The sequence below is a fragment of the Variovorax sp. RO1 genome, from assembly GCF_002849325.1.
Lineage (GTDB): Bacteria > Pseudomonadota > Gammaproteobacteria > Burkholderiales > Burkholderiaceae_C > Variovorax.
Genome location: NZ_PKMT01000008.1, coordinates 56788 through 70219 on the forward strand (window position 1 = coordinate 56788; position 13432 = coordinate 70219).

Annotated in this window: 10 protein-coding genes; 7 read left to right on the forward strand and 3 right to left on the reverse strand. The window is 68.3% G+C overall.

Annotated features, from left to right (window positions below; translation table 11 throughout):
- Nucleotides 1-139 precede the first annotated feature (139 nt).
- From CY658_RS28545 to CY658_RS28575, 7 genes are all read left to right on the forward strand, one after another.
- Nucleotides 140-4861, forward strand: coding sequence for an RICIN domain-containing protein (locus CY658_RS28545; RefSeq protein WP_101493383.1), 4722 nt, complete (start codon nucleotides 140-142; stop codon nucleotides 4859-4861).
- Nucleotides 4862-5011: 150 nt separating this feature from the next.
- Nucleotides 5012-5251, forward strand: coding sequence for a F0F1 ATP synthase subunit C (atpE, locus tag CY658_RS28550; RefSeq protein WP_099794683.1), 240 nt, complete (start codon nucleotides 5012-5014; stop codon nucleotides 5249-5251).
- A gap of 160 nt (nucleotides 5252-5411) precedes the next feature.
- Entirely contained in the window at nucleotides 5412-6617 is a 1206-nt protein-coding gene (locus CY658_RS28555) for an ABC transporter substrate-binding protein (protein ID WP_101493384.1), read from the forward strand.
- A 16-nt stretch (nucleotides 6618-6633) separates the two neighbouring features.
- Nucleotides 6634-7554, forward strand: a complete 921-nt coding sequence (locus tag CY658_RS28560) for a branched-chain amino acid ABC transporter permease (protein WP_056584164.1) — start codon at nucleotides 6634-6636, stop codon at nucleotides 7552-7554.
- Nucleotides 7551-8540, forward strand: a complete 990-nt coding sequence (locus tag CY658_RS28565; RefSeq protein ID WP_101493385.1) for a branched-chain amino acid ABC transporter permease — start codon at nucleotides 7551-7553, stop codon at nucleotides 8538-8540. Before CY658_RS28560 ends, CY658_RS28565 begins: the two co-directional genes overlap by 4 nt.
- Nucleotides 8537-9292: an ABC transporter ATP-binding protein gene (locus CY658_RS28570; RefSeq protein WP_101493386.1), complete on the forward strand. Its 756-nt coding sequence runs from the start codon at nucleotides 8537-8539 to the stop codon at nucleotides 9290-9292. Before CY658_RS28565 ends, CY658_RS28570 begins: the two co-directional genes overlap by 4 nt.
- Before the next feature lie 23 nt (nucleotides 9293-9315).
- Entirely contained in the window at nucleotides 9316-10017 is a 702-nt protein-coding gene (locus tag CY658_RS28575; RefSeq protein ID WP_374221142.1) for an ABC transporter ATP-binding protein, read from the forward strand.
- Nucleotides 10018-10033: 16 nt separating this feature from the next.
- On the opposite strand, the gene CY658_RS28580 is transcribed toward CY658_RS28575, so the two are convergent.
- From CY658_RS28580 to CY658_RS28595, 3 genes are all read right to left on the reverse strand, one after another.
- Nucleotides 10034-11491, reverse strand: a complete 1458-nt coding sequence (locus CY658_RS28580) for a SulP family inorganic anion transporter (RefSeq protein WP_101493388.1) — start codon at nucleotides 11489-11491, stop codon at nucleotides 10034-10036.
- 241 nt (nucleotides 11492-11732) lie between these two features.
- Complete coding sequence (locus CY658_RS28590; RefSeq protein WP_101493389.1) at nucleotides 11733-12446, reverse strand: SDR family oxidoreductase; 714 nt, start codon at nucleotides 12444-12446, stop codon at nucleotides 11733-11735.
- A gap of 372 nt (nucleotides 12447-12818) precedes the next feature.
- The gene (locus CY658_RS28595) at nucleotides 12819-13427 is read right to left on the reverse strand and encodes a glutathione S-transferase (protein ID WP_101493390.1); all 609 of its coding nucleotides are present in this window, start codon (nucleotides 13425-13427) and stop codon (nucleotides 12819-12821) included.
- Nucleotides 13428-13432 lie beyond the last annotated feature (5 nt).

Genomic DNA, 13432 nt, shown 5'->3' on the forward strand with positions numbered 1-13432 from the left:
AAGCTGGACGGCGGACAACGCATGCGTTGCCCGCCGAGGGCGCGCCTGCGCGTGCGCTTTCCCTGCAAGCGACCGAGTGATTCGAGAGAACCAAGGACAAGAGGGTTCCCTGCGAACTTCAAACAACCTGGAGGCGACGATGAAGATCCGGTATTTCCTGATGGCGTTCCTGGTGCCGTGCGTCACATTGCTGACGCATGCGGCAATCACCGGGGTCAGTCCGATGACGACCCTCAACAACATGGCCACGGCGGCTGCCGCTGCGGTCGCCGACCCGCTCCCGCTGCAGGGGCCGGGCCTGGGCAACCTCACCTACACCTCGGCGGAACTGTTCAAGCCGGTGTCGATGATCACCAGCCCCAACCACCCGCTCGATCCGGCGCACAGCGACGCCTACGAGTCGCGCGAGGTGCCCGCCACGTTCCCGGGCCGCAAGGATTACGGCATGAACGCCGGCATCATGGTCAACGGCTACTTCCTCACCTCCTTCGCGCCGGACAGCGGCCTCGGCCCGGGCGGCTTCTTGCTGTACGACGTGTCGAACCCGCGCCAGATCCAGCTCGTGAAGAAGATCTACGAGCCCGATGACGCGTCAGGGGGTCGCACCAAGGAGTTCCGCGAAACGCACTCCTTCGGCACCGCGAAGATCGGCGGCAAGACGTATGTGGTGCTGCCCAGCATCAACGGCGTCGAGTTCTGGGACTTCACGGACATCAACGACATCAAGCAGGTGAAGAAGCTGGCGCTGCCCGGCGTCAACGCCGGCGACTACGAGAACGTGGCCTGGCAGCTCTGGTGGCAAGCACCCTACCTGTACGTGGCCTCGGCCGGCCGCGGCATGTTCATCGTCGACGCGACCGACCCCGCGAACGCGGTGATCGCCAACCGCGGCGCGGGCAAGCCCAACCCGGTACCCACCGGCGAACTCGGCGGTTTCCGCCTCGGCCCGATCTTCACGATGGGCAACCACATGGTGCTGACCGCGATGGAAAGCAACGGTGGGTTCGCGAGCCTGGACATCTCTGATCCGCTCAACCCCAAGGTGCTCGATTCGATCGCCGGCGCCACGCCGTTCTATTACGCGACCTGCTTCGACGGCAAGACCGTGCACACCTCCGCACGCGGCAGCGGCGCCAAGATGTACAGCTACGACCTGAGCGACCGCTCGCGCTTCGTGGCCGAAGACAACCGGCTCGTCATCGACGAACAGCTGTACTGCGCCACGCAGGACAACTACGTCATTCAAGGCGCACAGACCCGCATCCACAAGGTCGACGTGAGCAACCCGCTCAACCACGTGGAGGTGGGCCGCGGCGGCATCCTGCGCGAGGACGACCCCAACTACTCGCACTCGGACAACGGCCAGGTCGCGATGTTCGGCAACCTCGTCTTCGTGGGCAACGACCACGGCTCGGGCAGCGGCTTCGTCGTGCACTCGGTCGAGCCCGACACCACCAAGCCCGAAGTGAAGCAGGTCTCGCCCGTGAACGGTGCGAAGCAGCAAGCCCTCACCTCGCGCATCGGCCTGGGGATGACCGACAGCATCCGGCCGGAGAGCGTGAACAGCAACACCTTCATCGTGCGCCCGGTGGGCGGCAACACGCTGGCGGGCACCTACAGCGTGCAGCTGGGCATCGTCAACTTCCACCCCGCGCAGGCGCTGCTGCCAGGCACCAGCTATGAGGTGTTCCTGCCGGCCAACGGCGTGAAGGACTATGCGGGCAACGCCATCGGCGCCGACTACCGCTCCACCTTCAACACCGGCAACGCCAGCGACATCAACCTGATGCACCACTGGCCGCTCACGGGCAACCTGACCGACCAGATCGGCGCCAACGGCGGAAAGCCCCTGGCCGGCGACGCGTTCGAGAGCATCGGCCTGAACTTCGCGAACCGCACCACGGGCGTGGAGCTGAAGAACGACACCGTGGCCAGCGCGCTGGGCGGCACCGCCACGCTGAGCTTCTACATGAAGACCACGCAGGCCGGCAGTGCCAACTCGTGGACCGCGCCCGGCATCTTCGGTCGCGACCAGTCGGGCGGCACCGACGACGTGTTCTGGGGCTGGCTGGACAACAACGGGCGCATCAAGCTCTCGGTGGGCAATGACGCAGGCACCAGCTCCACCGCGGCCGTGAACGACGGCAACTGGCACCACGTCGTGCTCACGCGCGACGCGGCTTCGGGCGCGCAAGCGGTGTACGTCGACGGGGTGAAGACCACGTCGACCGGCTCCACCGGCACCAAGGGCCTGTCGACCAAGTTCAAGTACATGGGCCAGATCGAAGGCAACGCGGCGCTCTTCAAGGGCACGCTGGCCGAGGTGCGCGTGTACGGCCGCGTGCTCGGCCAGGCCGAGGTGGACACGCTGCGCGGCCAGGCCATCATCGGCGACCCGGGCCTGGGCGGCGGGCCCAAGCTGGTCAACGGCCAGCTGACGTTCAACCCCGCGACGCTCGGCGCCAGCGGTGTGCAGTTCCGCTGGAACTTCGGCAACGGCACGCAGACGGCCTTCTCGTCGGTACCGAACACCAGCTACACCTACACCACGCCCGGCCACTACACGGTGACCCTGACGGTGAAGGACAGCAGCGGCCGCGAGACCTACTACACCTACAACGTGACCATCATTGCGCCGGTCACCGCGACCGCGCCGACGCACACGACCAACATCGCGGGCGATGCGAGCCGGGTGTACTCGGTGAACCCCGACAGCGGCACGGTGGCCGCCGTCGACGCCACCTCCCTGGCCAAGCTCTGGGAAGTGCGCGTCGGCGACGAGGCCAAGACGCTGGCCGTCGGACCCGACGGCCGCATCTGGGTCGCGGTGCAGGGCGAGGACAAGCTGGTGGCGCTCAACGCCGCCGACGGTTCGCAGTCGGTGTCGATCCCGCTGGCCTACGGCAGCGGCCCCTACGGCGTGGCCTTCACGCCCAACGGCGCCAAGGGCCTGCTCACGCTCGAAAGCAAGTCGGTGCTCATGAGCTTCGACCCGAGCAATGGCACCACCACCGGCGCACTGGCGCTCGAAGGCGGCGTGCGCGGCATCGCCGTGAGCGCCGACTCGCAGGTGGCCTACGTCACGCGCTTCAAGTCGAAGATGACGGGTGGCCAGCTGCACAAGGTGAACCTGCAGACGCTGACCGCGCTGCAGACCATCCCGCTGCCGGTGGACACCACGACCGTCGACACCGAGAGCCGCGCGCGCGGCGTGGCCAACTACCTGAGCCAGGTGGTGATCTCGCCCGACGGCTCGCGTGCCGTGCTGCCTTCGAAGAAGGACAACATCGTGCGCGGCCGCTTCCGCGACGGCACCGACCTGCCACACGACCAGACGGTGCGTTCCATCCTGTCGCAGGTGAACCTGCAGGGCGCCGCCGAGGTGTTCGCCGAGCAGATCGACTTCGACGACCGTTCCCCCGCACGCGCCGCGCTGTACTCGCCGGCCGGCGACTACCTGTTCGTGGCGCAGATGGAAGGCAACCGTGTCGCCATCGTCGACAGCTACACCCGCGCGGTGCGCGGCGAAATCAACGCCAGCAGCGCCCCGCACGGCCTGTACCTCGATGCGGCGCGCAAGCGGTTGTTCGTGAACAACTTCCTGGCGCGCTCGGTGTCGGTGCATGACGTGGCGCAGGTGCTGTCGGCCGAGACCAACGCGGCGATCTTCCTGCAGAACGTGTCCACCGTGGCGCAGGAGCCGATGGCGGCCGCGGCGCTGCGCGGCAAGCAGGTGTTCTACAACGCGGCCGACCGGCGCATGAGCAAGGACAACTACATGTCTTGCGCCAGCTGCCACGCGGACGGCGGCGACGACGGCATGGTGTGGGACTTCACCCAGCGCGGCGAAGGCCTGCGCCGCACCATCAGCCTGCAAGGGCGGCGCGGCACCAGCCACGGCAAGTTGCACTGGACGGCCAACTTCGACGAAGTGCAGGACTTCGAGAACGACATCCGCAACGAGTTCGGCGGCACCGGCTTCCTGAGCAACGCCGACTGGACCGCCACGCAGGCACCGCTGGGCACGCCCAAGGCCGGCAGGAACGCGCAGCTGGACGACCTGGCCGTGTACCTGGGCTCGCTCAACAAGTACATGCGCAGCCCGGCCCGCGCCGCGGACGGCAGCCTGAGCGTGGACGCGGTGCGCGGACAGACCGTGTTCAACACGGCCCAGTGCGCCACCTGCCACACGGGCGCCACCTCCCGCGACGGCCTGCGGCACGACGTGGGCACCATCCAGACCTCGTCGGGCAAGGGCAGCAACCAGCCGCTGGCGGGCGTGGGCTTCGACACGCCGACCCTGTCGGGCACCTGGAACACCACCGCGTTCTTCCACAACGGCCAGGCGGCCACGCTGCAGGACCTGCTCACGGGCGGCCACGGCAATGCCTCCAGCCTGCCGGCGAACGACGTGGTGGCGCTGCGCGAGTACGTGCGCTCGCAGGACACCGCCCCGGCGGTGGTCACGCGGCTGCGCTCCGACCTCAACCCGACGATGTGCGTGAACATCAAGGGCGCCTCGACCACCAGCGGCGCGACGGCGGTGCAGTGGCCGTGCGGCAACGCGGGCAACGAGAAGTTCACGATGACGCCCGTCACCGGCGGCTACGTGCAATTCATCGCCGAGCACAGCGGCCTGTGCCTGGCACAGAACGGCACGGCGACCACGAACGCAGCGGTGGTGCAGGTGGCCTGCTCGACGGGCAACACGGCGCAGTGGAGCCTCGTGGGCGGCACGCTGCGCAACCGTGCCTCGGGCTCGTGCCTGGACGTGCCGAACGGATCGACCACGCAGGACACGGCGCTGATCACCTGGACCTGCAACGGCGGCAACAACCAGAACTGGACGCAGCTGCCGTAAGCGCCCAGCTTCGCACCTGATGCGAACCCGGCCGGCCGTTTCGACGGCCGGCTTTTTTTCGTCTGGCGCATGACCTCCCGCGTCATGGATTCGATGCATCCGTTCTGGAACAGTGGGTCCATCGATTCATCAACCACCAGGAGAAAAACCATGACCGGCTTCAACATCCTCCCGCTCGCCGTTGCCCTGCTGATCGGCATTGCCGCCCTCGGTTCGTGCCTCGGCATCGCGCTGGTGGGCCAGAAGTTTCTCGAAGGCACGACGCGCCAGCCCGAGCTGGTCGACACGCTGCAGACCAAGTTCTTCCTGGTCGCGGGCGTGACCGACGGGGCCTTCATCATCGCGACCGGCATCGGCCTCTGGTTCGCCACGGCCAGCCCGTTTGGTTGACGTTGGCGGAACCCTCCGGCGAGGGCACGGCGGGGCGGAAGCGACACGGTTCACTGGCACCATTCGTGCTAGTACCGTTGACACCGAATTGTTTACGGCTAAAGTATTTAACCATCAACAGTTCAGTTCTTTTTCCACCCTTCCTTCGCCGGAGAGACCGATGCGCCCCACGTTCCTGAAATCGCCCGCGCTGCCGCGCACCCTGCTCTCGCTGCTGCTGTGCGGCGCTGCCCTCGGCGCCTCGGTGTCGGCCGTCGCCGCGCCGGTCAAGGTCGGTTTGGCCCTTGATATTTCGGGGCCTTTCGCGGCCCTGGGCGCCGAGGCACGCGACGGCTTCGCGCTCGGCATCAAGCAGCTGGGCGGCAAGCTCGGCGGGCAGGACGTGGAGTTCGTGCAGGCCGACATGGCCGGCAGCCCCGACCAGGCCAAGCAGCTGGTCGACCGCATGATCCAGCGCGACAAGATCGACATCTTCAGCGGCCCCATCGGCTCCAACGTGGCGCTGGCCGTGGGCCCGACGCTGTTCAACGCCAAGGTGCCCTACCTGTCGGCCAACGCCGGCCCGAGCCAGTTCGCCGGCGCGCAGTGCAGCCCCTACTTCTTCGGCACCGCCTACCAGAACGACCAGTTCCACGAGGCCGCCGGCAAGTTCGCGCAGGACCGCGCGTTCAAGAAGATCGTGCTCATCGCCCCCAACTACCCGGCCGGCAAGGATGCGCTCGGCGGCTTCAAGCGCCAGTTCAAGGGCCAGGTGGCCGACGAGCTGTACACCAAGCTGGGCCAGATCGACTACGCCGCCGAACTCGCGCAGCTGCGCGCGGCCAAGCCCGACTCGATCTACTTCTTCCTGCCCGGCGCGATGGGCATCAACTTCATCAAGCAGTTCGTGGGCGCGGGCCTGTCGAAGGACATCACGCTCGTCACCAGCGGCTTCTCGGCCGACGAAGACGTGATCGGCGCCGTGGGCGAGCCGATGCTCGGCCTGTTCAACACCTCGCACTGGGCGCACGACCTGGACAACGCCGCCAACAAGGCCTTCGTGGCTGCGTTCCGCAAGGAATACAACGGCCGCTACCCCTCGGTGTACGCCGCGCAGGCCTATGACGCGATCCTCGCGATGGACGCCGCCGTGAAGCAATCGGGCGGCAACGCGCAGAACCGCGACGCCGTGGTCGCCGCCCTGAAGAAGGCCAACTACGCCTCGACGCGCGGCACCTTCAAGTACGCCAACAACCACTTCCCCATCGAGAACTTCTACCTGCGCGTGATCGGCAAGGACGCGCAAGGCAAGGTGACGAACAAGCTGATCAACACCGTGCTGACGAACTATGGCGACAGCTACGCCGCCAAGTGCAGCATGAAGTGATGCGGCTCGTTTTTCCATGAGCGGCATCCTCGTCCTCGAGCAATTGCTCAACGGCATCGGCTACGGCCTGATGCTCTTTCTTCTGGCGGCGGGCCTCACGCTGGTGTTCGGCATCATGGACGTGCTGAACCTCGCGCACGGCTCGCTGTTCATGGCCGGCGCCTACGTGGCGGCCGAGGCGCACACGCGCACCGGCTCGTTCGCCGCCGCCATCGTGGTCGCGGTGCTCGTCACCGTGGTGGTGGCGCTGCTCATCGAGGTGCTGCTGATGCGTCGCCTCTACAAGCGCGACCACCTGGCGCAGGTGCTCGCCACCTTCGGCGTGATCCTGGTGGCCGACGACATCGTCAAGATGATCTGGGGCCCCTCGCCCATCATGGCGCCCACGCCGGCCGCGCTCTCGGGCCCGGTCGAGCTGATGGACGGCCTGCCCTACCCCTCGTACCGCCTCGTGATCCTCGCGGGCGGCGTGCTGATGGCGCTGGCGCTGTACGTGCTCGTGAACCACACGCGCATCGGCATGCGGGTGCGCGCAGGCGCGTCCGACCGGCCGATGGCCGAGCTGATGGGCGTGCGCGTGGGCCGCATCTTCAACGGCGTGTTCCTGCTCGGCGCGGCGCTGGCCGCACTGGCCGGTGCGCTCATGGGCCCGATCGTCGCGGTGCAGGTGGGCATGGGCGAAGCCATCCTGATCCCGGCGCTGGTGGTGCTGGTGATCGGCGGCATCGGCTCGGTGCGCGGTGCATTCGTGGCCGCGCTGCTGGTCGGCGTGGTCGACACCATCGGCCGCGCCTTCGTGCCGATGCTGCTGCGCGCCACGCTGCCGCCCGCCACGGCGGCCGACCTGGGGCCGCTGTTCGCCGAGGTCGCGATGTACGCGCTCATGGTCGTCGTCTTGATCTTCCGGCCCTCCGGCCTTTTCTCGGCCCGCGCATGAAATTCTCGTCACGCACCTTCGGCCTCGGGCTGCTCCTCGTGGCGCTCGCAGCCTTTCCGCTGGTCGCGCCGCTGTTCGGGCTCGACTTCTACATCGGCTTCGTGCGGCGCGTGCTCATCGTCGCGCTGGCCGCCGCGAGCCTGAACTTCATCCTCGGCTTCGGCGGCATGGTGGCGCTCGGGCACGCAGGCTTCATCGGCATGGGCGCCTACACGGTGGTGGCACTCAGCGACGCCGGCGTGATGTCGGCCTGGCTCCTGTGGCCCATGGCCGCGCTGGTGGCCGGCCTCGTTGCCGCGCTGATCGGCACGGTGGCGCTGCGCACGCGCGGCGTGTACTTCATCATGACCACGCTGGCTTTTGCGCAGATGCTGTACTTCGTCGTCGTGTCGCTGCGCAAGTACGGCGGCGACGACGGCTACACGCTGATGTCGCGCCCCACGCTGCTGCCGGGCCTCGACCTCGGCAACGAGTCGACCTTCTACTGGGTGGTGCTCGCGGTGGTGGCGCTTGCGCTGTGGTGGCTGCACCGCGCCACGCAGGCGCGCTTCGGCCATGCACTCATGGGCATCCGCGACAACGAAACGCGCATGCGCGCGCTGGGCTACCCGGTGTTCCGGCTGCAGCTCGTCGGCTTTGCGGTCTCGGGCGCGATCGCCGGTCTGGCCGGCGCGCTGCTGGCCGGCGGCAACGGCTTCGTGAGCCCCGCGACCATGCACTGGACGCAGTCGGCCACGCTGGTGGTGATGGTCGTCATCGGCGGCCTCGGCCGCAGCTGGGGCGGACCGGTGGGCGCCGTGGTCTGGCTGGTGCTCGAGGAAGTGCTCAAGCAGCACACCGAACACTGGCACATGCCGCTGGGCCTGCTGCTGATCGCCGTCGCTCTCTGGGCCCCGCGCGGCCTCGCCGCACTGTCCACGAAACGCCGCACGGTCGCAGCAGCAGCGGCCTCCGCTGCAACTGCCGCAGGGAGCGCCAAGCCATGAGCCTTTTCAGAATCGAAGGGTTGGTCAAACGCTTTGGCGGCCTGCTGGCGACCGACCATGTGAACCTCACGGTGGAGCGCGGCGAAGTGCATGCGCTCATCGGTCCCAACGGCGCGGGCAAGACCACGCTGGTGAACCTCATCACCGGGCTGCTGGAGGCCGACGCGGGCCGGCTGATGCTCGACGGGCAGGACATCACGGCCTACAAGGACCACCAGCGCGTGGCTGCCGGCATGTCGCGCTGCTTCCAGGTGACGCGCGTGTTCGCCAAAGAAACCGTGCACGACAACCTGATGCTCGCGGCGCAGGCCCATGCGGGCAGCAGCCTGCGCTTTCTCGCGCCGCGTGCCAACGAACGCGCGCTGGTCGACCGTGCCCACGCACTGGCCGACCGCGTGGGCCTGGGCAGCGAGCGCCACCGCATCGCGGGCACGCTGCCGCACGGCGCGCAGCGCGCGCTCGACGTGGCACTGGCGCTGGCCGCCGAGCCCAAGCTGCTGCTGCTCGACGAGCCGATGGCCGGCATGGGCCCCGACGAGTCGGCGCGCATGGTCGATCTCATCGAATCGCTGCGCGAATCGATGGCCATCCTGCTCATCGAGCACGACATGGACGCCGTGTTCCGTCTCGCCAACCGCCTCACGGTGCTGGTGCAGGGCAAGGTGCTCATGAGCGGCACGGCCGACGAAGTGCGGGGCCACCCCGATGTGCAAGCCGTGTACCTCGGCACCGAAGCGGAAGGACACGCATGAGCACGACGACCACAACCACCGCCCTGCTCGAGGCCAGCGCCATCGAAGCCGGCTACGGCGCCAGCCAGGTGCTGTTCGGCATCGACGTGCGCGTCGGTGCGGGCGAAGTGATGGCGCTGCTGGGCCGCAACGGCATGGGCAAGAGCACGCTGCTGAAGGTGCTGACCGGCACGATCGCGCCGATGCGCGGCGGCGTGCAGTTCTGCGGCGCGGCCATCGGTGGCCACCGGCCCGACGCCATCGCGCGGCGCGGCATGGCCATCGTGCCCGAGGGGCGCCACGTGTTCCCCAACCTCAGCGTGGACGAGCACCTGCGCGCCTTCGCACGGCCCCGGCCCGACAGCGCGCCGCGCTGGACCGTCGAGGCGCTGTACAAGCTCTTTCCGCGCCTGTCGGAACGCAAGGCCAACGCGGGCAACCAGCTCTCGGGCGGCGAGCAGCAGATGCTGGCCATTGCCCGCGCGCTGTCGACGCACCCGCGCCTGCTGATCCTCGACGAAGCCACCGAAGGCCTGGCCCCGGTGATCCGCGAGGAGATCTGGCACTGCATCGCGACGCTCAAGTCCGAAGGCGAAGCGATCCTCGTGGTCGACAAGTACGTGCAGCGGCTGCTGCCGCTGGCCGACCGCCACATGATTCTCGAGCGCGGACGCGTGGTGTGGCAGGGCGACTCGGCGGCGCTCGACGCCGACCGGTCGCTGTGGACGCGCTACCTGGGCGTCTGAACGCGGGCCGGGCTCGTTATTCGGGCGCGGCGTCGAGCTTCAGGAGGAGGTCGCGGCTCGCTTGGTTGAGCCCCGTCACCTCCACCACGCTGCCATGCTTGCGCAGCCGCTCGACCCCCTTGGTCAGCGCGGTGACGGCGGTGACATCCCAGAAATGCGCCTGCGTCACGTCGATGCGCACCGGTGCGCCGTCGATCTCGCGCACGTCGAAGGCATCGACCAGCATGTCGGCCGAGGCGAAGAACACCTGGCCCGTCACACGGTAGACGCGCGTGTCGCCCTCTTCCACTTCGGCCTGCACCTGCAGCAGCCGCGCGACCTTGAAGGTGAAGAACACGCCGCTGAGCATCACGCCGACCGCCACGCCCGCGGCGAGGTTGTCGGTGGCGACGGTGACGGCCACCGTCGCGAGCATCACGGCGCTCGACATGCGCGGATGCCGCACCAGCGTGCGCAGCGAGCCCCAGTCGAAGGTCGAGGCCGACACCATCACCATGATTGCGACCAGCGCCGCCACCGGCACCTGCGACACCCAGGGCTTGAGCAGCACCATGAGGATCAGCAGGAAGACACCGGCGAACAGCGTCGACAGCCGCCCGCGCCCGCCGTAGCGCACGTTGCTCACGGTCTGGCCGATCATTCCGCAGCCCGCGATGCCGCCGAAGCAGCTGGCCGCGACGTTGGCGATGCCCAGGCCGCTGCACTCGCGGTTCTTCGAGCTCGGCGTGTCGGTGAGTTCGTCGACCACGCTCGCGGTCATCATCGATTCGAGCAGGCCGACCATGGCGATCGCGAAGGCCGGCAGCGCGATGATGCGCAGCGTCTCCAGCGTGAGCGGCACTGAAGGGAACGCGAACGTGGGCAGTGCATCGGGCAGGTGGCCGAGGTCGGCCACGGTCTTCAGCGGCAGGCCCAGCCACTGGCCCACCAGCGTCACGACCACGATGCACACCAGCGGCGACGGCACCGCGGTCGTCAGGCGCGGCAGCAGGTAGATGATGGCCAGCCCGAGCCCGACCATGGCCCAGGTCGCCGTGTTCGCGCCGATGAAGTGCGGCATCTGCGCCGCGAAGATCAGGATGGCCAGCGCATTGACGAAGCCGGTGCGCACCGACGACGACACGAAGCGCATCAGCACGCCGAGCCGCAGCAGGCCGAACACGATCTGCATCGCGCCCGCGAGCACGCCCGCGGCCAGCAGGTACGGCAGGCCGTGCGCATGCACCAGCGGCGCGGCCACCAGCGCCACCGAACCGGCCGCGGCCGACACCATGGCCGGGCGGCCGCCGGTGAAGGCGATCACGAGGCCGATGACGAACGAGGCAAAAAGGCCGACCGCCGGGTCCACGCCGGCGACGAAGGAAAAGGCGATGACCTCAGGGATGAGCGCGAAGGTGGCGACGGCGCCCGCCATCAGCTCGCGGGGAATGCTCGGGCACCACTCGGTGCGCAGGCGACTGTGGGTAGAAGACATGGGGAACGGCAACAGTCCGCAGGCGCCGCAAGAGCGCCGCGATGCGGAACAGAAAAGAGAAGGAGGCCGGCGTGCGGCCTCCGTGCGGATGGCGACGGCCGTGAGCCGCCGCGCTTCACGCCGCCCGTGTCAGGGAGGCGTCGGCCGCGAGCAGCCCGACTGCCGGCGGCGGATGGGGAAGCGGGGAATCCGGGAACACATGGGCGCCGATTGTAGGGAGCGCCGTTGCAAGAGACTCAGCTCAGACCGAACGCGTGATGCCGCCGTCCACGCGCAGGTTCTGTCCCGTGATGTAGCCCGCGCCTTCGGAGGCCAGGAAGCCGATGGTGGCGGCGATCTCGGCGCTGCGGCCATAGCGGCCCATGGGGATGCGCTCGCGGAACACGTCCTTCTCGGGCAGGCTGTCGATGAAGCCGGGCAGCACGTTGTTCATGCGCACGTTGTGCTTCGCATACTGGTCGGCGAAGAGCTTGGTGAAGGCCGCAAGGCCGGCGCGGAACACGCCCGAAGTCGGGAACACGGGGTCGGGCTCGAAGGCCGCGAAGGTCGAGATGTTGATGATCGCGCCGCCGCCCTGCTTCACCATGTGCGGCACCACGAGGCGCGCGGGTCGCACGGCGCTCAAAAAGTAGACGTCCATGCCGCGGTGCCAGTCGTCGTCGCTGATCTCCAGGATCGGCGCGCGCGGGCCGTGGCCGGCGCTGTTCACGAGCACGTCGATGCGGCCCCATTCGGCGATGACCTTGTCCACGAGGCGCTGGATGTCGTCGTTCGACTGGTTGGAGCCGGTCACGCCGATACCGCCGAGTTCCTGCGCCAGCGCCTCGCCCTTGCCCGACGAGGACAGGACGGCCACGCGAAAGCCGTCGTCTGCGAGCTTGCGCGCCGCGGCGGCGCCCATGCCGCTGCCGCCGGCGGTGACGATGGCTACTTTTTGGGGGGTGTCTGAAGGCATGCGGGCTCCTTGGGTTCGTTCATTCGAAACACGCATTGTGGCGAGGGCGCTGTGGGCTGAGGGCTCTCGGGGGGAATGCTTAGTGGGGGTTGCTTTCGGGGCGCGTGCACAGGCCACCGGGTACTTCCCTCCGCGAATGTCCCCCGGGCTTCGCCCTCCTCCTTGATTTCGCTGCGGGAAGCACCCAGTGTCCTGCGCCCGCTGAGCGCTGTCGTTGTGCGGGTCGATCAACGACCGCACTGCCCAACGCTCACGTCGATGGGGTGCCTTGCGCAGCGAAATCAAGGAGGAGCCCGAAGGGCGGGGGACATTCGCGGAGCAAGGTACCGCGTCGGCGGGAGCGTCGCCCTGAACTGCAGCAGCAGCAGCAGATCAGACCGTCGGCAACGTGGCCTGCATCGACGGCCGCTGGTTGAACGCCGCAAACCACTTCGCGCTGTTCGGCGCCTGGGCGCGCCAGTCCACCGAGGGAAAGCGGAAGTCCATGTAGCCCAGGGCGCAGCCGAAGGCGATGGTGCCGATGTCGACGCGCTCGCCAAACGACGGCGCCGCCGCTTCGAGCCATTCGAGGCCGGTGCGCACCTTGTCAAGCTGGCCGTCGGTCCAGTCGGTCCAGCGCAGCGCCTCGGGGCGCAGCATGGTCTCGTAGCGCGCGAGCAGCGCGGCGCCGGTCATGCCGTCGGCCAGCGACAGCTCGGTCAGGCGCTCCCAGCGCGCGGGTCCGGTGGCCGGGAACAGGCCGCCAGCGTGTGTCGTGTCGAGGTACTCGCAGATCACGCGGCTGTCGAACAGCACCTGGCCGTCATCGGTGAGGAAGGTCGGCACCTGGCCCAGCGGGTTGTTGGGGAGGATGCTGGCGTCGCGCTTCACCGGGCCGGCGGCGCTGGGCAGCTTCTCGATGCGATCGGCCACGCCCAGCTCGTGGGCAACGATCATGCACTTGCGCACGAAAGGAGACGCGGGAGAGAAGAAGATCTTCATGGTCG

Excerpts from the sequence above, each read along its gene's own strand:
- CY658_RS28545 (WP_101493383.1), top strand. The coding sequence starts at position 140 with ATGAAGATCCGGTATTTCCTGATGGCGTTCCTGGTGCCGTGCGTCACA.
- atpE (WP_099794683.1), top strand. The coding sequence starts at position 5,012 with ATGACCGGCTTCAACATCCTCCCGCTCGCCGTTGCCCTGCTGATCGGC.
- CY658_RS28555 (WP_101493384.1), top strand. The coding sequence starts at position 5,412 with ATGCGCCCCACGTTCCTGAAATCGCCCGCGCTGCCGCGCACCCTGCTC.
- CY658_RS28560 (WP_056584164.1), top strand. The coding sequence starts at position 6,634 with ATGAGCGGCATCCTCGTCCTCGAGCAATTGCTCAACGGCATCGGCTAC.
- CY658_RS28565 (WP_101493385.1), top strand. The coding sequence starts at position 7,551 with ATGAAATTCTCGTCACGCACCTTCGGCCTCGGGCTGCTCCTCGTGGCG.
- CY658_RS28570 (WP_101493386.1), top strand. The coding sequence starts at position 8,537 with ATGAGCCTTTTCAGAATCGAAGGGTTGGTCAAACGCTTTGGCGGCCTG.
- CY658_RS28580 (WP_101493388.1), bottom strand. The coding sequence starts at position 11,491 with ATGTCTTCTACCCACAGTCGCCTGCGCACCGAGTGGTGCCCGAGCATT.
- CY658_RS28590 (WP_101493389.1), bottom strand. The coding sequence starts at position 12,446 with ATGCCTTCAGACACCCCCCAAAAAGTAGCCATCGTCACCGCCGGCGGC.
- CY658_RS28595 (WP_101493390.1), bottom strand. The coding sequence starts at position 13,427 with ATGAAGATCTTCTTCTCTCCCGCGTCTCCTTTCGTGCGCAAGTGCATG.